Annotated in this window: 17 protein-coding genes and 1 pseudogene; 10 read left to right on the top strand and 8 right to left on the bottom strand. The window is 40.3% G+C overall.

What is annotated here, in order from left to right; translation table 11 throughout:
* The first annotated feature begins 105 nt into the window (after positions 1-105).
* From AACT42_RS02685 to AACT42_RS02725, 9 genes are all read left to right on the top strand, one after another.
* Complete coding sequence (locus AACT42_RS02685; RefSeq protein WP_094132047.1) at positions 106-1266, top strand: VpsD family glycosyltransferase; 1161 nt, start codon at positions 106-108, stop codon at positions 1264-1266.
* Complete coding sequence (gene vpsE / locus AACT42_RS02690) at positions 1263-2672, top strand: exopolysaccharide biosynthesis flippase VpsE (RefSeq protein WP_094132046.1); 1410 nt, start codon at positions 1263-1265, stop codon at positions 2670-2672. The genes AACT42_RS02685 and vpsE overlap by 4 nt, the downstream gene beginning before the upstream one ends.
* Complete coding sequence (gene vpsF / locus AACT42_RS02695) at positions 2669-3883, top strand: exopolysaccharide biosynthesis protein VpsF (protein ID WP_094132045.1); 1215 nt, start codon at positions 2669-2671, stop codon at positions 3881-3883. The genes vpsE and vpsF overlap by 4 nt, the downstream gene beginning before the upstream one ends.
* 212 nt (positions 3884-4095) lie before the next feature.
* Positions 4096-5427, top strand: coding sequence for an exopolysaccharide biosynthesis protein VpsH (gene vpsH / locus AACT42_RS02700; protein WP_094132044.1), 1332 nt, complete (start codon positions 4096-4098; stop codon positions 5425-5427).
* 65 nt (positions 5428-5492) lie between these two features.
* Positions 5493-6593, top strand: coding sequence for a sugar-transfer associated ATP-grasp domain-containing protein (locus AACT42_RS02705; RefSeq protein ID WP_176432265.1), 1101 nt, complete (start codon positions 5493-5495; stop codon positions 6591-6593).
* On the top strand, positions 6568-7632 hold the full coding sequence (locus tag AACT42_RS02710; protein WP_094132042.1) for a glycosyltransferase family 4 protein: 1065 nt from the start codon (positions 6568-6570) through the stop codon (positions 7630-7632). The genes AACT42_RS02705 and AACT42_RS02710 overlap by 26 nt, the downstream gene beginning before the upstream one ends.
* Positions 7629-8792: an exopolysaccharide biosynthesis protein VpsJ gene (gene vpsj, locus AACT42_RS02715; RefSeq protein ID WP_047689545.1), complete on the top strand. Its 1164-nt coding sequence runs from the start codon at positions 7629-7631 to the stop codon at positions 8790-8792. The genes AACT42_RS02710 and vpsj overlap by 4 nt, the downstream gene beginning before the upstream one ends.
* Positions 8782-9534: an exopolysaccharide biosynthesis glycosyltransferase VpsK gene (vpsK, locus tag AACT42_RS02720; RefSeq protein WP_094132041.1), complete on the top strand. Its 753-nt coding sequence runs from the start codon at positions 8782-8784 to the stop codon at positions 9532-9534. The genes vpsj and vpsK overlap by 11 nt, the downstream gene beginning before the upstream one ends.
* Positions 9535-9748: 214 nt before the next feature.
* Positions 9749-10528: an RbmA family biofilm matrix protein gene (locus AACT42_RS02725; protein ID WP_176429039.1), complete on the top strand. Its 780-nt coding sequence runs from the start codon at positions 9749-9751 to the stop codon at positions 10526-10528.
* A 164-nt stretch (positions 10529-10692) separates the two neighbouring features.
* On the opposite strand, the pseudogene AACT42_RS02730 reads toward AACT42_RS02725, so the two are convergent.
* A pseudogene (locus AACT42_RS02730) lies at positions 10693-11924 on the bottom strand (hypothetical protein).
* Positions 11925-12197: 273 nt separating this feature from the next.
* On the opposite strand from AACT42_RS02730, the gene AACT42_RS02735 reads away from it, so the two are divergent.
* On the top strand, positions 12198-15074 hold the full coding sequence (locus tag AACT42_RS02735) for a beta-prism lectin domain-containing protein (RefSeq protein WP_094132039.1): 2877 nt from the start codon (positions 12198-12200) through the stop codon (positions 15072-15074).
* A gap of 154 nt (positions 15075-15228) precedes the next feature.
* Here AACT42_RS02735 and AACT42_RS02740 read toward each other — a convergent pair whose 3' ends face one another.
* The 7 genes from AACT42_RS02740 to vpsL all read right to left on the bottom strand — a co-directional run bounded on the left by AACT42_RS02740 (position 15229) and on the right by vpsL (position 23835).
* Positions 15229-16545, bottom strand: a complete 1317-nt coding sequence (locus tag AACT42_RS02740) for an O-antigen ligase family protein (protein WP_094145619.1) — start codon at positions 16543-16545, stop codon at positions 15229-15231.
* 71 nt (positions 16546-16616) lie between these two features.
* The gene (locus AACT42_RS02745; RefSeq protein ID WP_013857353.1) at positions 16617-17231 is read right to left on the bottom strand and encodes a hypothetical protein; all 615 of its coding nucleotides are present in this window, start codon (positions 17229-17231) and stop codon (positions 16617-16619) included.
* A gap of 551 nt (positions 17232-17782) precedes the next feature.
* Positions 17783-18484 carry a VpsP family polysaccharide biosynthesis protein gene (locus tag AACT42_RS02750; protein WP_094132798.1) on the bottom strand — a complete coding sequence of 234 codons (702 nt, stop codon included), beginning with the start codon at positions 18482-18484 and terminating at the stop codon, positions 17783-17785.
* A 2-nt stretch (positions 18485-18486) separates the two neighbouring features.
* Positions 18487-20691 (bottom strand): exopolysaccharide regulatory tyrosine autokinase VpsO, encoded by a 2205-nt coding sequence (gene vpsO, locus AACT42_RS02755; protein WP_094132796.1) that lies wholly within the window; start codon positions 20689-20691, stop codon positions 18487-18489.
* Positions 20692-20704: 13 nt separating this feature from the next.
* The gene (gene vpsN, locus AACT42_RS02760; RefSeq protein ID WP_088732057.1) at positions 20705-21223 is read right to left on the bottom strand and encodes an exopolysaccharide export protein VpsN; all 519 of its coding nucleotides are present in this window, start codon (positions 21221-21223) and stop codon (positions 20705-20707) included.
* 6 nt (positions 21224-21229) lie between these two features.
* On the bottom strand, positions 21230-22420 hold the full coding sequence (locus AACT42_RS02765) for an outer membrane beta-barrel protein (RefSeq protein ID WP_094132794.1): 1191 nt from the start codon (positions 22418-22420) through the stop codon (positions 21230-21232).
* Positions 22421-22440: 20 nt separating this feature from the next.
* Complete coding sequence (gene vpsL / locus AACT42_RS02770; RefSeq protein WP_017045831.1) at positions 22441-23835, bottom strand: exopolysaccharide biosynthesis glycosyltransferase VpsL; 1395 nt, start codon at positions 23833-23835, stop codon at positions 22441-22443.
* Positions 23836-23897: the final 62 nt, after the last annotated feature.

Raw genomic sequence — 23897 nt, forward strand, 5'->3', positions numbered from 1 at the left:
TCTTGCGCTAAACAAATAAAGACTAATGTGTACACAACTCTGACTACTAGAGAAAAGTGGTCGGGGTTAAACGTTTTGTTCATTGATGAAGATGGAATCGAACTGATGAAAAAAGTGTTACTGATCATGCCTATTTCAACCCTTAACTGGGGAGAAAAAAATGCAGGTGGCGTAGATTCTGTATGTCAGATGTTGGTTCGTGAGTTAGCCTCTAAAACTCAGCTTTCAAAATATCACTATCGCATCTTGGCTTTTGATCCTAGCAGTCAAGAGCAGTATAACGGTCGTCCAATTAATCTCTCTGAACAAGTAGAAGTTATATTTTCGCCTGCCCATGAATCACGTATAGGGATACCCTTACCCGGAATATTGACAGGATGGTTACGAGTAAGAGAACAAATCTCAAATTACAAGCCTGACATAGTACATGGGCATATGAATAGTTGGATGATTTGGCCTGGAGGCAATTCTAAGAATATTCTAACTCTTCATTCATATCGAAAAATAGGACGAAAGCCAGTATCTTTTAGTAATGACTTTTTATATGAAAAAGTTGTTCCATTTTTCAGCCAATTCTCTGTTGATACTTTTACTTGTGTAGGAGAAGAGCTACTTAATGCTGTAGGAATGGATACCAAAAAGCCAATACACTTAATTGGTAATCCTATTGATAAAGCTTATGTTTCTCTACTTAACAAAAAAAACGCTAATGAGGTGCTGGATAATAAAATAAATTTAGTCACCTGTGCTCTCATTTCACGTCGTAAACGTTTGGATCTCATTTTAGATTTACTAAGACAGATACGAGATTTAGGTAGAGATGTAACATTAAATATAATAGGTCCTAATGTTGATCCTGTTTACTATTCTGAGCTTGAAAAATTAATTGAAGAATGGGACTTATCCGATAATGTTTCTTTTCTTGGAAAACTGAATCAGAAAGAAATTATTCAGCAATATAAATACGCTGATATCGGTGTGTTTCTATCAGATCAAGAAACATTTGGCCTAGCACCTCTGGAAATGTTGGCAGCAGGCTTGCCTCTTATTGCGACACCTGTGGGGATTTTAGGCGAGAGGAAAGACGCGTTTGCTAAACTAGGTGTGACATTTTTTTCAGATGAACAAGCAAATTATATAGCAAAAACTATAGACTCTATTTCCTCTCGTGATACTCAAAATGCACAGGATTATATACGCAGGAATTTTTCATCCCAAGGTGTTTTAGAACAATATGAGTCTTTATATGATGAGGTGATGGGGTGATAGCAAGCCTACTCAGATATGCCCCTGTTCAGGTTTTTGCTGCTTTGAGCGTCTTTATGCTAATCGCCGTACAAACCCGTTTCCTTACACCAGAAAATTATGGTGTGTTAGCGGTGGCTATGGTGGTTATCGAACTCGTGCGTGCTTTTAGTACCCAGTGGCTCAACACGTCGATGTTACGTCTCTACCCCGGGTATTCGGATCGGGAGCAAGTCCAACTCGTTCAAACCATTTCACTGCTGGTTATTATCGGATCTTTGCTTGGTTTTATTGTTATCGCCGTAACTTTATTCATTTATCAGCAATTGAATTGGGAACGATTATTGATACTGGGTGCTTTGCTGTCGGTTAAATCGATATTTCAATACCAGTTAGAATTGAGTCGCTTAAATGAGCGATTGAGCGCTTATCGTCAAGCGACCGTATTGCAGTCAATTTCTGCGGTAATGCTCTCCATCCTTTCACTCTCTTGGGCTGCTACTATTGAGTCTGCGTTGTTTGCTTTAACCTTGAGCTTTGGCATTGGAGCTTTGGGGCTGGGTTTTCCTAGGCGGCCTGAATGGCATATTGCTATATTAAAGCGTCTGCTTACTTACGGTATTCCGATCATGTTAGCGGGAGGAATTGGCGTATTAGGGGGAAGAGTCGATCGTTTATTTATCGCCCATTTTGTTGGTATTAATGAAACTGGTATTTATGCTGCGCAAATTAATTTGCTGTCTGGAGTTATGAGCTTAGTTTTTATGATGATTGCGATGCCTCTCTACCCTAATTTGGCTAAATATTCGGAAGATAAAATCACCCTTGTGAGTCAGCATAAAACCTATCTGCATTTATTGGTTACCCTTACTTTCCCGGCTCTACTTGGACTTGGAATATTACAAGAAGAGATCATTAGGCTCTTTTTGGGTGAGCAATATATCAGTGGTTCTACTGAACTATTCTGGGTGTTAGCGATCGCTGTTTATCTGATTAATGTTAAAGGTCATTACCTTGATCATGGTTTGCAGTTTCTATTACAGACTCGCAAGCTACTATGGGTTTCTATCACGGGCTTAGTGACGACTATTTCACTGCTACCTGTGATGCTCAATCATTTTGGCATGTTGGGTGCAGCTATCACCTTGCTTATAGTGAGTGGTTTAGTCGCTATACTCTCTTTTATCAGTTCATGGCGAGCGGGCTATCGTTATGCCATCGGCATTGATGGCGTCAAAGTGATCATTTCGGCACTCTTTATGGGGGGATACTTATATGCCATCAAACAGTTACCATTAACTATCAACCCCTTATTTATCCTAGCTTTTTATGTCACCTCATCCTTGTTGTTCTATGGCATCTGTTTGTGGTGCACGAATGCTTTTAATGCACGTCAACGTTTATTCTCAATCTGGAGGCCCAATTGAGCGAACGTAATCTCATTCGATGGATGATTCTGATTATCCTCAGTGCGTTTTTGCTGGGGGCTTTTTTACTCGAAAATATGGGAATTCAGTACGTTTCAGAAGGCGGGAGTCCCGTACTTAAAATTCATGTCTATTCCTATTTGAGTATGGGAGCTTTTGCTCTGTTGATATTGCGCGTTGGCCTTTTCAACCTAATTAAGCCATTACACGATCTCAAAAAGGCTTGGTGGCTAGCCATAGTGTCGATGCTGGCCGTTATTTTATATGGCTTTATGCGATTCGGTACGTCGGGACTCGCTTATCTTATTGATACGATTTTTATCCCTTTAGTTCTGGTTCCTGTTGTATACGGGTTATCCGATGCAGCTAAAAATCGATTACTGGCTCTACTCGGTTATCTTTTATTTATTAATGCATGCATCGCGATTATTGAACTTGTTTTGGGGCAGAGCATTGTTGCTGTTGAGATTGGTAGTTTTTCATTCTTCCGCTCTACTGCTTTTATGGCACATCCCCTTAACAATGCTCTCATTACGGCATCGCTAACGCCGATTGTTATGCGTTATACACGAATTCCGGCGGCTATGTATCTCTCTGTTATCGTGCTAGCCCTGTTTGCTTTTGGAGGGCGAGCTGCGTTGGGGATTTTCCTATTGGGTAATTTTCTTATGATGTTACCTAAATTACGTGACTTTTTCGGTCAGGGAGTGCGCTACCCAAAGCTGAAATTTGCTTATCTTCAGGCTTTGGTCTATTTCTCTGTGATTGCCGTTATTTTGACCCTAGTATTAAGCCCGATTGGAGAACGGATATTGTCTAAGTTGTATATAGATACGAGCGCCGAAGCGCGATTCGATGTTTTTATTTTACTTGAACAGCTTTCTTTTTCAGAGTGGTTATTCGGTGCTTCACATGATCTATTGAATGATATTGTTTTTTATATTGGTATTAATGTTGTTGAAAACTACGTGATTGGATGGGTTCTGAATTTTGGTTTATTAGGGTGTATAGGCTTATTGCTTTCTACTTATCTTGTTCCTTTTATGTTGGTTTATAAGCAAGAATGGTCCGCGAAAATTGCTCTGCTCAGTTTTATTTTGATATCAGTTACTAATAATGCCTTAACAGTAAAAACGCCTGCGTTGATGTTTTTGGTGGTGGTTTTATCCTGTCACTACCGTTCATCTAATCACCATCTACACAGGAGATAATAAATATGGTTTTATCTATTAATTTTCTCCTTAAGGAAATGTGTGGACTGAATATCACAGCGGATGAGTGATTTTTCAATGAGCGGAACTGCACTTTAATATTCATCAAGATAGTTAGCAATAATATCTGACGGGTGATTTTTTAAATGTAACCAATGCAGTTGTCAATACAGCCTAAATTATACAAATTTTGTTCCAAAGGACTTTTACTGATGTTTACCAGTTCACTTTATATTAAAGCACCAATCTGGCTGCAAAATGTCATGCTTTCTGTACGGGCGCTGTCACGCAAAATGGTCAGAGAAAATGGTGAGATGCGCGCGGTGTTGCAAGAGATCCAAGCTAACGAGTTTCCACGTACTCATTTAGCGGATTATCAACACAAGCAGCTACAAAAAACCTTGGCGAATGCTCGTAACCATGTGCCGTTTTATCAGGATTTAGAGTTGCCTAATCTTGAGCTTGAGGCTTTCCCTTATCTGGATAAATCCGTATTACGCCGTGATCACAAACAGTTTATCTCACAAAATAAGCCGTCAGTGGTGGTGAAAGGGGCGACCAGTGGCACAACGGGGACACCTTTGACTATTTTGCAAGATAGGCATTCGGTTATTCGTGAGCAAGCCTTTGTCGAAAGACAGTTGGCTTGGGCTGGATATCGTAAAGGGGATAAACGAGCGTGGATCCGTGGCGATATGGTGGTGCCGTTAAGTCAAAAGCAAGGACCATTCTGGCGCTACTCTTGGTTTGAGCAGATGATAGTGCTTTCATCTTTCCATCTGACATCGCAAACGATGTCGAGTTATCTGCAAGCCATGGTCGATTTTGGGGTTGAAGTGATTCAGGCATACCCTTCTTCGATTGCTACGTTAGCCCGCTATTTAGAAGCTAACCAAAGTTATTATCCGGCGAAGCTCAAATCCATTATGACTTCATCAGAATCGTTGTCAGCAGAAGATAGACAGGTGATTGAGACACGCTTTGGCTGCAAAGTCTTTGACTGGTATGGCCTATTTGAGCGAGTGGCTGCGATAGGGCAGTGTGAGCATGGTCGCTACCATTTGCTCTCCGACTATTCGCATGTGGAATTGTTAGCCGTAGGCGACGGGCGTTATGAATTGGTCGGCACTAACTTTAATAATCAGTATTTCCCTTTGATCCGCTATAAGACCGGTGATCATGTGCATTTATCTGAAAACGAGATCTGTCCTTGTGGTCGGATCTTTCCTGTGATTGACCGTATTGAGGGACGGATTGGTGACTATTTAATTGGTGAGGACGGGCAAAAGATACACATACTGAATCACATTCCTAAAGGAATAGAGGGTCTTATTGCTTGTCAATTTATACAAATAAATCCCAAGGAAATAGTTGTTAAAGTTGTTGTCAATCAAGAGGCTTTTGATTCTATCCAGCAGAGAAAATTGGTGGATAATACAAAGAAAAGAGTCGGTAATTCTAGTGAGGTTATTATTGAAATTGTTTCTGAGATCGAACGAACCTCCAATGGCAAGTATCGTCAAGCAATTTGTTATATAGAGTGAGATATATGATTTATTATACTAAACATATAGTGTTGGATTGTGTTAGGTTACTATATCAGGTTTTGATGAATGAACGTGTCAGATATAATTTAAAACGGTTCATATATTCTAAAAATAAAAAATCATACTCTTTGATTTGGAGTGAGGTTACGCAACTAAGAAAGTATTGGGGCTATATTCCAAGTCAGTACTATACTCATGATTTTTATTCGAATGACTGTGATTTAACATTGAATGAAATGAAGAAATACATTCCAAGCTATTATTTTTACAAAATATTGTTCCCGCAATACGATAATGTTAAGTTGGTGTCTAAACTTGTCGAAAATAAGATAGAAATGAATTATTTATTCAGAAGTGTCGGATTGCAAAATTCAACAGTATTATTCGTGAAGTCTGGGTTAGAATTGAGAAGTATAAAATGTGATTTACTAACAGATGAGTATGTAAAAAACACATTAGACACTACTGTATGTAGTAGGCTTTTTATAAAGCCGGTGATGGGACGTGGTGGTAATGGAATAATAATAGCTAAACGCATTGGTTCTGAGTTTTATTATGACGGAAGGCGAATAGATTATAACTATTTTATTAATTTAAAAGGTGATTATGTTGTTGAGTCTGAAATTATACAACACAATTATTTAAATGAAATATATTCCAAAAGTGTCAATACATTAAGGGCTATCACTCTTAGGCATGATAATGGTAATGTTGAATTTATTGCTGCGATATTAAGGATTGGCGTCGCTGGGAAGGAAATTGATAACTGCTGTGCTGGTGGCTTGCTTATTGGAATAGACGTGGATACAGGAGGTTGCGTGAAGTCTTTTGCTACATATAGTTTTGGAAACCAAAGGGTTGAACGACATCCTGATTCTGGGTTTGATTTTTCTTCATTACAGCTTCCTAATTGGGAATATATTAAAAACGAAATATTGCTTTCTGCAGATAAGCTTACGCAGTTAAATCTCGCTGGGTGGGATATTGCTATAACAGAAAATGGGATATCGATTATAGAAGTTAACACTGTATTTGGAATTGATGGATTACAATCCGGTGTCGGAGGTATAAGGGACTTGTTTATTGATGGAGAGCCTAAGCCATTTTCTAAAGTGTATAATTTCAAAGGTAAAAAATATGAACCCCAAAATTTTAGTTATTAGTGTTAGCCCTGAAGGTAAGGGGGGGGTGGCATCTGTTGTTTCCACATTTATACTGAATGACTATATAAACAGTAGATACAAGATTGTTTATTATTTCACACATAATCCTAGCAGTTTTTTAAATAAGCATTTTTCATTTTTTTATTTATGGATTAAGTTTCCATTTTTCTTGTTTTTTAATTGTTTTGATGGCGCTCATGTTCATGGTTCACTTAAAGGTAGTTTCTTTAGGAAAGCATGTTTTTTATTTTGGCTTAAGATATACAAAATACCTGTAGTATATCAATGTCACGCGGCTCAGGTGGATGATTTTTTTTCTAATTCACTAAAAAAGTACATAGTCAATAAGATTTTCAAACAATATGATTTAAGATTATGCTTAGGCAACTGTTGGAAGAGTAATTTTGAAAATATTACAGGACTAAAATGGAATGTGTTACATAATCCTGTTGCTACCTTTCCATTTGAAAAATCACAACATGAAAAATTTAATTTGGTTTTCATGGGGGAACTGTCAAAAAGGAAAGGGATAAGAGATTTAATTGAAGCGTTTTCCCTCGTTAAAAATGATAATGCAAAATTGTACGTGGCAGGGAGCGGGGATATTGATAGCCTAACAGACTTTTGTAATGAACTTGGTGTTAAAAATAGAGTTGAATTTCTTGGTTGGATTGATTCTGAACAGAAAGGTTCTTTATTATCTATAGCCGATGTTGTTGTTCTTCCCAGCTATGCAGAAGGGTTACCTATTAGTATCTTAGAGGCTATGTCAGCAAGTGTCGCTGTTATAACGACCCCAGTGGGTGCTATTGATGATGCTATTACTCATGATATTAATGGCCTGTTAGTTCCTCCTGGTAATATTTATGAACTGGCAAGTGCTATAAATGTTCTGGGAAGTGATAAAGCCAAAAGACTAGAACTTGCAACACTAGGAAAAGAAAAGTTTGATGAATTATTTCACGAAGACGTGGTTGCACAAAAGCTACTAGGGTTTTATGAGTTATTGACGAATAAGGAACGAGGAAGAGCTAAATGACCGTCAATAGCATCGCCACCGCTATTCTTAAGAAAGCTCGTACAGAACAATTTGCTGGATATGACCCTTTTGATGGACTCAATTCAAGCTGGTTCAAGCGCTTGCCGATAAGCAAAGACTCGACTTTCGGCTTAGCATGGATCCAGTTGTTCAAACGCTCTCCCCTTAATCTTCGGCCATGGCTAGGTGTGCCCAAAGCGCGAAACCCTAAAGGCGTGGCTCTGTTTATTCTCGGATTAATCGAAGAGTATCAAGTGACCAAAGATCCCGCTTTGCTCACAGAAGCGGAGCAACTTGCGCTGTGGCTAGTGGCTCAGCGTTGTGATGAGCAAATCTGGCATGGTGCCTGTTGGGGGTATCATTTTGATTGGAAAGCGCGTGCATTCTTTGTTCCTAAGGGGAAGCCAAATGTGATCACGACAGTCTATGTCAGCCGTGCCTTACACCAATTGGGGCAACTGACGGGGCGAGCTGACTGGGTCGAGTTGGCGCTGCGCAGTGGTGATTTTATTGCTGGCCATTTATTGACTCAAAATGAGAGCGGGGAGTTTTTTGCGTATATCCCCGGGGAAACGGCGTTTGTGCACAACGCCAGTTTGTGGGCGGCAGCTTGGCTGGCCGTGGTCGGTCGAGAAACGTCTCGCCCAGACTACACTGAGTTGGCATTACGCATTGCGCGTAACAGTGCTCAGGCTCAAGCTGCCGATGGCAGCTGGGCCTATGGTACTCGTCATCATCATGTGTTTATTGACGGATTTCATACGGGCTACAATTTAGAAGCACTACACCTCATACGAACTACTTTAGCGACAAAGGAATTTGATGAGGTGATTGCACGCGGTTTTTATTTTTACAAGCAGCATCTATTTGAAACCGATGGAACAGCGAAATATTACCACAACAATCCTTATCCACTGGATCCGCACTCAGTATCACAGGCAATTATTACCTTACTCAGTGTTGGAGGTGAGGAGAGTGATGTTGTTTTGGTTAAACGCGTCATTCAGCGTGCTATTCAAACGCTGTACATGCCCGAGCGGGATCAGTTTGTTTATCAACGTAACAAACGTTTGGTTAATCGAATTCACTACGCGCGCTGGACACAGGCGTGGATGTACTTTTCATTCCGTTTTTATTTAAGAATTACCAATGAGGAATAACCGATTGAAACGCATTAATTTTCTTGGTAGCCCAATGGATGTGGCTTCGATGAGTGAAACTGTTGCTCTGATCCGCGATCGCATTTTGCGACAAGAGTTTACCCAGCATGTGGTCGTCAATGTCGCTAAGTTAGTCAATATGCGTAAGGATTCTGAATTGGCTCAGTCCGTGACCGAGTGTGACATTATCAATATCGATGGTATGGGTGTGGTTTGGGGCGCGCGCTTTTTAGGTCACCAAGTTCCCGAACGAGTGGCGGGTGTTGACTTGTTTCTAGAGCTCAATGCGATGGCTGCACAAGAACAAATGCCAGTGTTCTACCTAGGCGCAAAGTCGGAGATTGTTGAAAAAACGGCTGCGGCCATGCAGGCAAAGCATCCACAATTAGTGATTGCGGGTTATCACCATGGCTATTTTTGGGATGATGAGCACGCGATAGTTGAAAAGATCCGTCAATCAGGGGCGAAACTACTGTTTGTGGCGATCACGTCGCCGAAAAAGGAAAATTTTATCAACCGCTGGCAAGAGCAGTTGGGCGTGTTATTTGTGATGGGGGTAGGGGGAACATTTGATGTTGTTGCAGGTCATGTTTCTCGTGCACCCTTATGGATGCAAAAATCTGGGTTGGAATGGTTATATCGTGTATTACAAGAACCTAGAAGAATGTGGAAGCGTTATTTAGTGACTAATAGTCGTTATGCTTGGCTACTACTTAACGAAAAGATAAAGCGAAAGAATTAAATTGCTTAAATTAAAGTAAACTTTAGTTTGTTTTCAGGGAAGCTATTAGTTGAATAAAATTTGTTTATTATTATTAATACTTAGTCAATGTGATTGTCTTAGATTTGATAAAAGCTGATCCTTTAATAAAAAGCGGATGTGTTTTCTATAGTTATCAATTAGCCTTAGCGCCAGTTGTAAAAACAAATAGTTGTCTAACTTTAAAGGATCTATTATGAACAAACCTCATTATTATCTGGCATCATGCTTGGCACTGTTATTTTCAACCGCTTCTTATGCTGAAGTGGATTGTGAGTTACAGCCAGTGATTGAAGCAAACCTTTCATTAAATCAAAACCAGCTGGCAAGTAACGGTGGATACATTTCTACTCAGCTAGGGATTCATAATGAAAGCTGTGAAACAGTGAAGTTCAAGTATTGGCTATCAATTAAAGGCCCAGAAGGTATCTACTTTCCAGCCAAAGCGGTAGTTGGAGTGGATACAGCTCAGCAAGAGTCTGATAGTCGTATGTTGAATGTTCAACGTGGTTTCTGGGTTCCAGAGTATATGGCAGACGGAAAATATACTGTTTCTCTTCAAGTTGTTGCAGAAAATGGAGAAGTATTTAAAGCCAACCAAGACTTTGTGAAAGGGGTCGATTTAAATAGCCTACCTGAACTCAATGGTTTGACTATTGATATCAAAAATCAATTTGGTATTAATAGTGTGGAAAGTACCGGCGGTTTTGTTCCATTCACCATTGATTTAAATAATAGCCGTGAGGGAGATGCTAATGTCGAGTTTTGGATAACTGCGGTAGGCCCTAATGGTTTGATTATTCCTGTCAACGCGAGAGAGAAATGGGTTATTGCTTCAGGTGATACTTATTCAAAAGTGCGTGGAATTAATTTCGATAAAAGCTATCCCGCAGGTGAATATACCATTAATGCTCAGGTTGTAGATACTGTCTCTAGTGAGCGAATTGAGCAGTCAATGATAGTGGTAAAAAAATAGTTTTATCTAGTGATCTAATCTTATGTGTATAAAAACCGCCTTTGGCGGTTTTTATTGTACTTTTTGAATGATATAAGCAATATATTCTTAACGTTGAATTACATAGTGGTCACTTACTCTTGAGCTCAATCAAATAGTTGTATCTTGTTGGTGGTGCGCACTTATCAATCTTTAATAACATCCTGTATATGATAATTTTCATTATAAAGTTGTTCATTGTTTCTAATGTTAATAAGCTTGCTTTTATTGTCAATTGAGATGAATTTACTATATGGTGTTAAATGATACTGATTTCCTATAATATTGACGTTTTCAAAAGAAACGAGATTATCTTGGCTATTGGTTCTAATAATAGCTTTATACTGTTCTTCAATTTCATTTCCAAAGTAAATGTTTTCGAATGTGTTATGACTTATTTGAATGTTTTTAATGGATTGATTTATTGGGTCATTTTTACTGAAGCTTTGTAAACGTATACCTTGTTGAATAGTATCAAAAGCGTTTCCAATAATGGAAATATTTCCCCACCGAACATTTTTTTTGTTCTAGAGTTTGGATAAATATTGATAGCGAATCCATTTATATTTGAAAAGATGTTTCCTGAGTAATAAACGTCTGAATAATAACTGACTTCATTTGCAGTACCATTAATATTTTCAAATTGGTTATTAATGACTTTGGCGCTTTTGGTATCGGCCCGTGCTGATAATTTTAACTTACAAGCATTAAATTGATTATTATCAATAATAATATCTTGTGTGCCTGGCATCTCTGTTCCTACAGTCGCTTGCGTTGTAGTGACTTGAGCGCAGTCTTCGAAGTGATTATGGCTCACTTTGATTGCCATCGACCCGGGTGGCATAGAGTGGTCCTGACTTGCGGTAGTCATGCGCAATGCCGCGTCACCAAAGCGAGTAAATTGATTTTGAACCACTAAGGTGCCTTTAGTGCTGCCAAGGTAGACACCTTGTTCTCCCCATATAGGTTTTAAGTCACCATTATTCAGCCCTTCAAAACTGAGACCTTGCAGTTTGATATTTTGTGTGTACATGATACTGAGTAAATACTCACCATTAAATGGACTACATTTCTTTAATTTACTGTGTATGGAGCCAATAATTTCAATGTTATTCTTTTCCTTTAAATAAAGGGTTTTACAAATCTGATATTCGCCAGAGGGAATAATCAGTACATTATTATCATTTAATTGATTCAGTGCATTTTGAAATGCGGATGAATCATCCTCTCCATCATTTGCGATGGCACCATATTCTATTACATTATGAGAAACGACTTCAGCGATAATGGCTGGGCTTAGGCTGATTAAAATAAGTGAAATAAATATGTAACGCAAGATACCACCCTCTTTATCTAATTGATTTAAGTATAACAGCACCTATAAAACGCTTCTTGAAAAAATAGAGCGATATTCACTATAGTCGGTTCGTTTCTCAACTTTGAGATGTCTCATTAGTGAGGCGTAAAAATAGGCGTGCTGTGTTGAAATATCCCTTCCATTTATTGATAATTCCGTCGGATTTTTATTGGCAATTCACGATACCAGTTCACCAGTTCCTAGGTTTGAAAAATAATAATTACAAAAAATCAACCAGATGCATATCGTTTCTGGCTTTGAAAAAATTAACCCCAAGTAAAGGGAGTCTTACAAATGACGTCTCAATATATTGCACTTGCTGTCAGTCTTTTGTCGCTAAGTAGCACCGTGGCTCAAGCCACAACGAATGAAGCCGAAGGGTGTATTATCAGCCGCCTGAATGGCGAAAAATATTGTTTGAATGTAGGAGAGCGCTCGGGATACTCCCTACCTAGCTGGATTTATGCTCATCCAGTCGATGTACAGGCTCCGAGTGGTGTCTCTGTCATGCTGAGTGATTGGGACAACCTGTCTTATAACCGTTTGGCTGTGTTCAATAGTTATACTGGCAACGAAGATCTTAAGAATGTTAAGGCCTACAACGGCGCTTATTTAGATTTTTCTAAACCACGCTCAATGCGAGTGCTGGCTTCTGAAACTTATCCTGAGGCTTGTATCGTTAGCCGCCAAACGGGTGAGCGTTTCTGTTTGAAAGAGGGTGAGCGCTCAGGCTACTCATTGCCTGCTTATATCTATGCTCATGAAGTGGATGTGGAAGCGCCACAAGGTTTAGGTGTCATGCTGAGTGATTGGGATAACCTCTCTTATAACCGTTTAGCGGTATTTGGTGGTCATACTCAAAATGAGCAGATGCGAGCAGTCACAGCCTACAATGGCGAAACTCTTGATTTCTCAAAGCCTCGTTCAATGCGTGTTGTTCCTTATGAAGGTGACAGCTCTGCACTCAATATGAAGCTTAAGTGGTCTTGGCAAGGCAGTGCTTTCCAACCTAATTCTAACCAAGTGATGGTTACGCCGGTTGCCGCGCAACTGAATGATGACAATGGCGATGGCAAGATTGATGAAAAAGATGTCGCAGATTTGATCGTAGTGACATTTGAAGGAAACAAATATGCCAATGGCGGTTTAGTGCGTGCTTTAAGTGGTGTGGATGGTTCTGAGTTGTGGAGTTATGCGAATGGTGGTGTGATCGCGGATGCGCGTTATTCTCCTGCCGTAGGCGATCTGGATGGTGACGGAATCGTTGAAATTGTTACAACCAACAATCGCGATCAATTCATCACGATTTTGGATAACCAAGGCAACATCAAAAAACAGATCCCAACCACAGAAAGTGGCTGGCGTATTGTTGGTGATATCACGTTGGCTGATTTAGACCATGATGGCAGCGTCGAAATTCTGGCTGCAGATGGTGTGTATAACTACCACACAGGGCTGATTTTTAACCACCCTTGGGCACCGTCATCGATCAACGTTGATGTCGATGGCGATCAGCAACAAGAAGTATTTTCAGGTGGTACTCTATTTCAAAATAACGGCGCGATCAATTGGCAATATCATGCCAATGATGCAGTTTGGTTCTCTTCGCTGGTTAACCTAGATAATGATGCTGAGCCAGAGATTATCGCTTCAGTTCCTGCTTCTGCATCAACTGGGCATAACGCACGTTTTGCTGTGCTAGAACACGATGGCACCATTAAGTGGGAAATCAACAATACTGCCAATCCAGGCGGTGGCGTGCAGGCGGTATCTAACTTTTTAGGCAAAGCTCAAGCAGTTGAAACGACTGAGTTCTCAAAAATCTACGGTTATCAACCTAATAGCAATCCTGCTTCTATTGTTTTGGCGGTCGATGGTAAAATCTCTGTTCGTTCAGGATTCGCGATTGATGCGATTGGTGCCTCTGCTTCGACTTTAGTCGGTGGTACGGGAGGCAATCTTAATGCCGCAGTTAACGTCGAAGATATTAAAGCGATTGATCTGACTTGGGGTAAATACTATTGGGGTGGTTATCATTTATTGGCGCTCGATTTTAGAATGAGCAACGGTAGCGTGATTTCTATGGGCTCTAAAAACTATGCTTATTCCAAGCAGACCGAGCGCTTTACTGTACCAGCAGGTAGTCGTATTAAAGGCATTAAAGCTTGGAGCGCTGGTTGGCTGTTGGACGGTGTTCAGTTTGAGTTAGCTACGCTAAATGGTACCAATGATCTGGATGTAAAAGGGATTGTTTACGCGGGTTATGCCGCTGTCGATATGTATAACAGCAAAGGTGAGCGCGTTTGGTCTGTTGCGAACGATGATACTGGCAGCGGCAAAATTGGTGTGTCTGCCTATGACTTTGATAATGATGGTATCGATGAAGTACTAGTGCAAGACCATGCTCGTGTACGTGTGTTAGATGGCAAAACGGGTAAAGAACGTGCTTCGTTAGCGCACTCAACGGCGACACTTTGGGAATATCCTATCGTGGTCGATCTGGAAGGTGACAATAATGCAGAGCTGATTGTTGTTGCTAATGATTTTGATAAAAACTATGTCGTTAACCATGGTGTGTTTGTTTATGAATCGGCGGACAGTGCAAAACCTTGGAAGAATGCGACTCGTATTTGGAACCAGCACGCTTTCCACCTGACCAACATCAATCAAGATGGCACTTTACCTACTTTTGTTGAGCCAAGTTGGTTGAGCCATAATACATACCGTTCGAGTACATTACGTGCAACGGTGGGTGGTGAGTCTCCAATTTTTGGTTACTCAAATACTCAGCAATCGCAACGTGTCGTGACGGCGGATAACCAGATGTATCTGCGTTCTGGTTTTGCGATCGATGCGATCGGCACGACGGCCAATAACTTGGTGGGCGGCCCGGTACAAGGTACTAACGGTGGTGTGCTAAGAGCACCGATTGCTCTTGAACAATTGCAATCCGTGGAAGTTACCTCTGGTCTTTATAACTGGGGTGGTTACCACATAGTGGCGATTAAGTTCACGATGAAGGATGGCTCTAGCGTGTTATTGGGGTCAACCTACTATGCGAGCAACAAAAAAGTTGAAACGTACACTGTGCCGCAAGGTAAACGCATCAAGCAGATTAATGTTTGGACTGGTGGTTGGTTAGTTGAAGGCTTACAGTTTGTATTCGATTAATTGATATCGTTTTAATTTAATAATTGAAAATCCCTCGAGATAATCGAGGGATTTTTTTATTAATCAAATTGCTCAGGACGTATACCATTCCTACTTAAAGCTGCGCGGTGTTGGATACATTCGTTTACCTGCAACTTAAAGTCGTTTTTATATATCAGGAATATTTTGAACGAGTGACCAGACTCGGCATTGAATTTGACCAGTGTCCCATCAATAAACACAGCAAGAAATAAAGTGTTGTTGCGGGAGCTTGAAGTGGGAAATCAACACTCATGTGTATCAACATACCAATAATAGCCATCATGGATGATAATCCGATCCCTTTCATCAATCTATTTCTGCGGTTTTTAAACGCATAAAATGCGCGTTGGGCGGCGACTAAGATCATTACACCTAATATCGAAACCATGACAAGGCCTGATTCTAATGTGAATTGGATGTAGTCATTATGAGCATGATCGTAAAACAGTTTTACTTTTCCTTGATTGTAGGAAGGAAAAGTGGAGTAGAAAGTACCAGCCCCAAAGCCAGTCAGAGGCCTTTCTTGTATTGCAACTAGGGAATATCTGACAACATCATCTCTTGATTCACTTTCCAAGCTAGTTTCAATAAGACGTTGTTTGACTTTCTCCAATCCAAACCATTGGCTCACGATGAACGTATCAATGATGAATAAACTGATTATAAGCACATAAACACTTTTGGGTTTCGGTTTGTAAAACAATAGCAACAGCACACAACCTACGGTTAGGGCGATAAAGAAAGCCATATTTCCCATTCTTGAGCGTGTTAAGACTAGTGCGATCACCATGATCACGAGCCCTAAACGAACAAAAGCCTTATCGGTTAGTAGCACCGCTAAAAATTGTTTAGTGATATTTCTCAATCCATTTTTATGTGAGCTATCGAGTTGCGCGATCAGTAAACCAAATCCAATGCAAAGATTCAGCATCAGAAAATTAGCTAAGTGGTTATGGTAAACAAAGCTTCCGGATGCTCTGTTACCTAGTGGTAGGTTGAAAACTATCGAATGATCTAGGTTGAGTAGCAAAATCACGCCAGCGTAAAAGCCTTGGCAAATTCCACTGCTAACCATGACTACTGCGAGAAGTTTTAATTTTTTAGGTGTGTTGATAAGGACAAGAGCAATAAGACAAAACTGGAAATAGTGGAGCGATTTGATTGCAGAGACAAAGACTAAACTAGGATCCTGAGTTATACCAAGTTGTGGAATACTTTGGATGAATGACCAGCAAGTGATAAGTGCGATGGGAATGATGACTAATTTTCCCTTTATCAGACAGTTTTTCCAGTGCTCAAAAGAGTAGTTGAATAAACAGGCAATAAGCAGCAATGCAATCCAGATTTCATTGAATGACCATGCTAATGGGCGATTACTACCTAAAGGTATGGGCAGCCAAAATATAAAAATGAGAAATATTGGGAAAATGGATTTTTCTATTAGACGCATACTATTAATATCAATTAAGAAGGGCAGGAATATACCTGCCCTAAACTGGATGAAAGCATCGAATTAAACGATCAGTTTGGTGAAGCGGTACCACCACCACTGCCATTGCCGGTTCCAAGTGTTGTGGTGTTACCTGGCACCGTTGCGACTGGAGGTAAGCCACCAGGTAAAGCCGATGGAGTACCTGCCGCTGTCGGTTCAGTAATGGTCGCTGGGTCAGCGCCACCGGAGATTGCAGCAACAATCACATCAGTTGAGTCCATTAAATCCATTGCAATAACAGCATCAACGATAGCTTGAGCTGACTCTGGTGATTTAGTTACAGCAAGCTGAATGACTTCAGAACGCATCTCTTGAGGTGCATTTTTAACGAGTATTGCAGTCAAAGCTGCGACTTGGTCACTCGATATATGGTCAAATACTGTATTGAAGATATCGAGTGCTAGTTGTGGGTGCAGAGTAGACGCTAGGTCCGCCATTTCTAGTGCCATGCTTGGGCATAGTTTCATCAAAGCTTGCAGAGAAATAATGGCATCGTCTGCTTGTTCTAGGCTGGCTCTTATTGTGTCTGTGGCCACTTTATGGTTTTTATAAAGTGAACAAGTAATTTCTGTTTCGGCATATAACCTTGAACTAGCCAGCAAAGCTGAAATAGCAATCCAAAATATCCATAGTGATTTTTTCATTGGTAAGTCCTAAAAGCCTACGATTTACTGTTGCGATGATTATAAGTGAAGTAGTACATCCAGTGATATCGTACTTCTGTTAATAAGGGTTCGATTCTCATTCTTAAGGCGTTTTTATGCGCGAGGTTGTCTTAGTTTGGAGCATAAGTTTGAAGATTGAAGTCTGCTAGTAACGTAATAGATTATTGAGGCCATTGTTATACCAAGTAAGCTTGCCCCTAAATCGAGCAAAGAGAATGATCGTGAACGCGATAACATTTGTAAACTTTCATCAATTACGCAACAGGTCGAGACGATAACTATGGCGAGAAATATGCTTTGTATAGGGGAAAGAGTGGCGGAAATTACTCGGATAAAAACCAAGGTAATGAATAGCGCAAGTGTAAAGTGGAGATAAATATCACCGCCGAGTGACTTTTCCAAAAATACCGGTATCTCAGCATGAATATTCAGTGTTTTTGCCAGTGATAGCGAAGCCGTACCAAGAGAAAGCAAGGCTAACATGAACAAGGCGATAGGCCGGTTTATTGAATAATGTTTTATCATCGAGATCACTCTAGCGCTCTCTTGCAGAGATTATTTTTCTCAGTATAACGTTGAGGGTTATAAATAATAGCTGCACAGGTAAATTTTAAGAGACCGTTTGATTTAAGATACTGGTAGGCTTCTCCTCGGCTTTGAGGATGAGCTAATGCTCTTGCGGCGTGATCAATAATGATAGTTCGCTGCGGCGCTGAAAAAATAGACCAATGGTTAAGGCCAATCTGGGAAAGTGTGTTGTTCACTTTGGGTGTAAAAGGCCCATATCTATTGGCTTGTGCAAAATAGAGATCAATATTTTCCCCTTTCAACTGAGTTTCAATCACCAATAAATCAGCCCATGTATCTGACCAAGTAGGTCTCAATAATGCACTTTCCAAGTAGGCATTTTTTGCATTGAGCAAGCGGCTCTCTTTACCTACATCATCGCTCAAATAGGCTTCCCACTCATAGACCTTACCCAGTAAATTGTGGTAGTGAGGATGGTCTCTGTGGTGCTGTATTGCCTTTAGTATCATGGCCTTTGTTTCATTCACTTGCTCTGAAGTTACACCATCACTGTGCTTTGTCCAGTAGTCGATATTTCTTTCTGTTGCTAGCGCGTAAATGGACGCCGTCAAAAAATGAAATGCAAAATAGAGAGTAACGAGTGCAGTTAGCCCAATGCTCAAACGCAAAGCATGGGCTAAAAAAGGGTGATTCACGACCTTCATGGTTATTTTTCTGGGCCGTAATAGGATTGATATTGATGATAACCGCTATAATTAGAGGCTTTTTTGGTGTTCAGTTTGTTCAATATGACGCCATCAATTCTCGCTCCTTGCTGCGTTAAGCGTCCAACCACATCTCTAGCTACTTTAGTGCGTGTGTGTGGAGCATTGATCACGAGTATGGTCGAGTCCACGTACTGCGACAGCATAAATGCATCACTAACAGCTAAACACGGAGGTGTATCAATCACAATTCTGCTATAGCGTGTCTTTAGCTCTTCGAGTAGTGAGGCAAACTTAGGCGAGGAGATAAGTTCAAGAGGATTGTCTGTCACGACTCCTGCTGCCAAAACATCAAGCCCTGATTCTTCATCGGTATAGAGACACTCTTCTATGGTATGCGTACCTATGAGCAAGTTGCTCATTCCTGGCTGTGAACCAGAGATGCCAAAACGGTGTGCAACCGATGGTTTTCTCAAATCGCAGTCAATCAGTAGTGTTTTTTCCATTTGTGCCAGTGAAAAAGCCAAATTGATACTCGAGGTTGTTTTTCCTTCCTCTGGTAGTGAAGAAGTAACCATTACAACATGATGATCTTTGTTGGTGTTGGCAAGTAAATAACCAGTCCGAACGGTTCTAATCGCTTCTGTTAGCTCTCGGTGTTTCGAATCAAAATAGGTTTTGAGCGTCAGGGGACCTCGAGTTTTAATTGCCGGTATAATACCGAGTAAGCTTAGTGATAACTGTTTTTCGACCTGTTTTACATCAAGGAATGTATCGTTTACCGCATCAGCAATAAAAGCAACAACACACGCCAAACCAAACGAAGCGACAAACGCTAACAATACAATCAGTTTACGATTCGGTTTACTTGGGGCGAGGGGCGGATTGGCAAAATCGGTAAAACGAGCAATCGTAGCATTAAAGTCGCTCGATGCACTGGTCTCTTTTTGACGACTTAAAAAGAGATCAAACAGCTCTCGGTTTGTTTGGACTTCACGCTTTAGCTCTGAATATCTTGCATTTTTTACGGAGAGGCTTTGAAACTCTGATTTGCGTTTCTCAAGTTCCCGGTGCAAAGAACTCTCTGCTTGCTTAGCAGCCTGTAACTCATTGTTGATCCCGTTTAGTAGCTGTTTTAGTTCGGAATTTAAATTGCGTTTAACAGAGGCTAGTTCGGCTTGAGCTGATTTTAGCTTTGGGTGTTTGTCACCATAACGTTTTGATAGTTCCGAGACTTTCTTTTCAGCTTGCACTTCAGCCAATTTGACATCTCGTATCGTCGGGTGGTTAGAGATCTCTGGGATAGATGCAAGGGCAGAGAGGTCACCATCTTGACGGCTGTACGTTTGAGCGACCAAATAAAGAGTTTCAGCTGCAACGCGTCTGTCTCTCGTTTTATTCAATTGAGAGGTCAGTTCTTCAAGTTCTTGAGATGCTAGGCTTTCAACGCCTTGGATATCAACTAGTCCTTCAGATTTTAAAAATGCTTGTAGTTGAGCTTCTGACTTTTTTAGTTGTTCGCGCAAATCACCCATGCGGTTGTTGAGCCAGCTATTCGCCTTCAGTTCAACTTGAAGTTTGTCTTCGATATGACTATCCATAAAGACGTTACCAATCTCATTGGCAATTTGAGCCGATAATTTAGGGTCTTTACTGGTGTAGAAAATATTCACTAGTTGAGTTTTTCTTATTGGGCTAACTTCTAGCCCACGCTTAAACTTAGCCAGAACCAATCGGCTAGTCCGATAGTTTTGGTCTTCCTGTGATATTTCCGCTGGCTCTTTCTTGAACGATTTTAGAACAGGAAACCATTCCAATACATCGAATTTAAACCCAGTTTTTTGATTATTTTCTACAGTAGGGTCAAATTCTGGGTGGCTGGCAAGGTTAAGGCGTTTAATGACTTCCTCTGCGACTCGGTCTGATTTCAAGATCTCTATTTGAGTCAAATAGTATTCTTGGCTTTTGGTATCTAAACCATAGATGTCTTCAATCGAAACAGCTTTTGCTTGTTTTGATTCGATGATCAGTGAGGCGCGAGCGGTATATTGCGAAGGAATCGATAATGCAATCAATACGGCAATGGCGGTGACCATTGTAGAAAAAAGTAGAATACGCCATTTATAGTTGAGAAGAACATGAAAATACTGACGAATATCAATAACTTCATCTGAGTTCAAGTGATTTTTAATTAAAGAGTTTTCCATACAACTAAGTTACCTAAAAAAAGCTTTCTTCTACGGTGAGAATGTCACCAGGCTGAATTTTATGAAGCAATGTTACTTTTACTGGCTTGGCCTCAGGAGCATCACTTGATGATATATAGATCTTAGTTTTAGACGCTCGCTCAGTGAATCCACCCGCAATCGTAATGGCTTTGTTTACGGTTAACCCCGGATGATACGGGTAACTCCCGGATATTTTCACTTGTCCGTTGATAAAATAGGGACGATATTCGACTATGCTGACAAAAACATTGGGGTTAACCAGATACCCATCGATTAAACCATTGTGGATAACAGTTTTTACTTCCTCAATCGTTTTTCCTTTCAGTTTAATTCGTCCCAAAAAAGGGTAATCAATGTTACCACTGTCACCCACACGCGTTTCAATAGATAACTCTGGTTCATCATAAACTTGAATCCGAATTTGATCCCCAACGCCTAACTTATAAAAACTCTCATTGGCCAATGTTGACCAGGAAAGACAACTCAATAGAATGACTAAGAAGTACTTCATCGTAAGTTACATCACACCTTCAATAGCAAAGTAATAAACATTTTGATCGTAGCTTAACGAATTGATGCTGGAATCTCTCGATTCAAGTTGGTAGCCGACTTTGAATGTTAGCCAACGACGAAAATCGTAGCTTAATGAAAGTGTTACCTTACTGGTGTCATCGTCGCGAGCAGTGCTGGTGTAATTCTCGCTTAATAGAGAATAATCGACGTTAGAAGAGATGATGTCACTCCAATTGTGTGTCCAATTTGCGTTATACACTTTGGTATCGATTGAATCACCTGTACCGTCAGTATCGGTTGATTTACGATTTGTTTTCAACTGCACTGCAGAGTATGTGCGGATGAGATAAGTGACATCAATATCCCATGAAAAAGAGTCGAAATCTTCCCTAGAAGAGGATTCAAAATCTTTATGTTGCATACCGACCTTGGCATTTCCCTGCAGTTTCCCTGTTGCGTCCCACGAGGTACCAACATATCCCATATAATGGGTGCTGTCTTTGAGAGTTGAGCCTGGGGCTATATCACTATAATGCCTATCATTAACGATAATTTGGAAAACCAACGATGTTTTTGGCAGCGCTTTATAGTATAGAGAGCTGTTGAATCGTAATTCATCCCAATTTTGGTATTGAGTAATATTTTGGTTGTTTTTATAGTCCAAATTGCCCCAACCAAGGTTGGTTTCTATTCGACCTTTGGCGTCTTCACCACCAAAACCGTAACCGAGGTTGACGTTATTGGTGTTGTATTCGTTGTACGACAAATTGAGTGTCGTATCGTTATCACCACGCTGTTCATGAGTTAATGCAAGAGCATAGCTGAAGTCAAATCGATGCTTGGAATTGAGCTCCCAGTCACTGGCTAAATCAAAGAAATGGTCAGTGTAGTTATCTTTGCTAGAGCTGAAAAAATCGCCTCTTTGTAGTCGATAACCTACGCGATGTTTCTGGCCACTTGTCGGCTCTATTGCTAAACCGATACCTGGTTCGAACACTGAATATTGGGAATGTTCGAGATCTTGTGACGCTTTTGCTAAGTTGTCGTTATAACCCGTTGATAAGTTTAAAAACGGTACAATAGCAATCCCTGATTCAGTTATGATTGGGTTAGGTTGCGGTTTTGCTTGCACGGCTGATAACGTAAAAAAAGCCAAACCAAAGGACGCGATTCTATTTAAATTAGTTGTTTTCATATGAGTATGCTTTATCCATTCTAGTAAGCATTCTTGCCTACAAATCCTTTAAATACGGTGAGAAATACGATTTTGATGTCGAACCACAACGACCATCTGTGTATATAGTCCAAATCAAATTGGACACGTTTTTCCATTTTATCTAGGGTATCGGTTTCACCACGCCAGCCATTAATTTGTGCCCAGCCAGTAATTCCTGGTTTTACTTTATGTCTCAGCATGTAGCGGTTAACGATCGTTCGATATTCCTCATTGTGTGCGACGGCGTGAGGGCGAGGGCCGACAATTGACATTCGACCTTGTAGCACATTAATAAACTGTGGTAGCTCATCTAATGATGTCTTCCGAATAAACGCACCAAAAGGAGTCACTCGGGGATCATTTTTTGTTGCTTGTGTCACTTTGTTCCCATTGTCCATGGCACGCATGCTTCTGAATTTCCATACTTTGATAGACTTTCCATCCAGCCCATAACGCATCTGTTTGAAAATAATGGGACCTGGTGAGCTGAGTTTCACGCCTACTGCAACTGCAATAAGGACAGGACTGATTAAAATCAAGATAAGACTACTTAAGACTAAATCTTCAAAACGTTTTAGCCACGTACCTAACCCATTGAACGGTGTGTCAAAAATACTAAAAGCATTAACATCGCCGATGGTATACCAACGCGAATGCAGTAAATTGAAGGTGAAAAAGTCTGGCACAATATAGGTATTCACTGTGCTATCCGAAAAGGCCTCTAGAATCTTGCTGATTCGATGCTGGGCTTGCATTGGTAGTGCTATGTACACACTTTTTACTTGACCGTTTTTGGCAAGTGTTAATGCATCATTAACTTTACCGAGCACTGGAATATCGCTTGCGATACGTTCATCACCCCTATCATCGTAAAAACCCGTCAGTTTAATACCTAACTCAGGGTTATTGATGAGATTTTTCGATAGTTCTAGGCCCTGCGGTGTCATGCCGATAATGACAGCTTTAGTGGTGTGATAACCTTTTTTATGTAGATAGTAAATGACTGTAAATGCGACGAAGCGCCAAAGCAGTAATAAAATAAATGATCCGACAAACCAAAAACCTAAAATTAAACGTGAGAAATCGCTTCCAGTTTTTGTGAAATAACCAACTAAAGTTAAGCAGCCAACAGTTGAAGCCCAACAAAAAGCAGTGTGTAGAGTTAAAACTCTAAGTTTTGTGGTTCGCCAACCGCTGTATATATCAAGGCTTTCAGCAATAAATGAATAAAAAATAACCCCTAAAAGTCCCACAGATATATAAGACATCGTAACGATATGTGAGTGAAACTTTAGTGTAATATACATTGTGATCAGTATTACTAAGCAATCTATCAGGCGGTAGAAAAATTTACCTTGATAGTTAGAAATACGGATCCTTCCTCTTTCACCCATTGTAGAAGCTCCTAACCGCTCAATTATTAAGGTAACGAATAATAATTATTTTTTAGCAGTGC

The organism is Vibrio sp. V15_P4S5T153, from assembly GCF_963874485.1.
In the GTDB taxonomy this organism is placed as follows: domain Bacteria; phylum Pseudomonadota; class Gammaproteobacteria; order Enterobacterales; family Vibrionaceae; genus Vibrio; species Vibrio anguillarum.

What these genes read in the sequence shown, in the direction of transcription:
- vpsN (WP_088732057.1), bottom strand. Translation starts at nt 21,223, where the DNA reads ATGAAGTACTTCTTAGTCATTCTATTGAGTTGTCTTTCCTGGTCAACA.
- vpsj (WP_047689545.1), top strand. Translation starts at nt 7,629, where the DNA reads ATGACCGTCAATAGCATCGCCACCGCTATTCTTAAGAAAGCTCGTACA.
- vpsO (WP_094132796.1), bottom strand. Translation starts at nt 20,691, where the DNA reads ATGGAAAACTCTTTAATTAAAAATCACTTGAACTCAGATGAAGTTATT.
- vpsH (WP_094132044.1), top strand. Translation starts at nt 4,096, where the DNA reads ATGTTTACCAGTTCACTTTATATTAAAGCACCAATCTGGCTGCAAAAT.
- AACT42_RS02765 (WP_094132794.1), bottom strand. Translation starts at nt 22,420, where the DNA reads ATGAAAACAACTAATTTAAATAGAATCGCGTCCTTTGGTTTGGCTTTT.
- AACT42_RS02725 (WP_176429039.1), top strand. Translation starts at nt 9,749, where the DNA reads ATGAACAAACCTCATTATTATCTGGCATCATGCTTGGCACTGTTATTT.
- vpsL (WP_017045831.1), bottom strand. Translation starts at nt 23,835, where the DNA reads ATGGGTGAAAGAGGAAGGATCCGTATTTCTAACTATCAAGGTAAATTT.
- AACT42_RS02705 (WP_176432265.1), top strand. Translation starts at nt 5,493, where the DNA reads ATGAATGAACGTGTCAGATATAATTTAAAACGGTTCATATATTCTAAA.
- AACT42_RS02685 (WP_094132047.1), top strand. Translation starts at nt 106, where the DNA reads ATGAAAAAAGTGTTACTGATCATGCCTATTTCAACCCTTAACTGGGGA.
- AACT42_RS02710 (WP_094132042.1), top strand. Translation starts at nt 6,568, where the DNA reads ATGAACCCCAAAATTTTAGTTATTAGTGTTAGCCCTGAAGGTAAGGGG.
- AACT42_RS02750 (WP_094132798.1), bottom strand. Translation starts at nt 18,484, where the DNA reads ATGAAGGTCGTGAATCACCCTTTTTTAGCCCATGCTTTGCGTTTGAGC.
- AACT42_RS02735 (WP_094132039.1), top strand. Translation starts at nt 12,198, where the DNA reads ATGACGTCTCAATATATTGCACTTGCTGTCAGTCTTTTGTCGCTAAGT.
- AACT42_RS02745 (WP_013857353.1), bottom strand. Translation starts at nt 17,231, where the DNA reads ATGAAAAAATCACTATGGATATTTTGGATTGCTATTTCAGCTTTGCTG.
- vpsK (WP_094132041.1), top strand. Translation starts at nt 8,782, where the DNA reads ATGAGGAATAACCGATTGAAACGCATTAATTTTCTTGGTAGCCCAATG.
- AACT42_RS02740 (WP_094145619.1), bottom strand. Translation starts at nt 16,545, where the DNA reads ATGCGTCTAATAGAAAAATCCATTTTCCCAATATTTCTCATTTTTATA.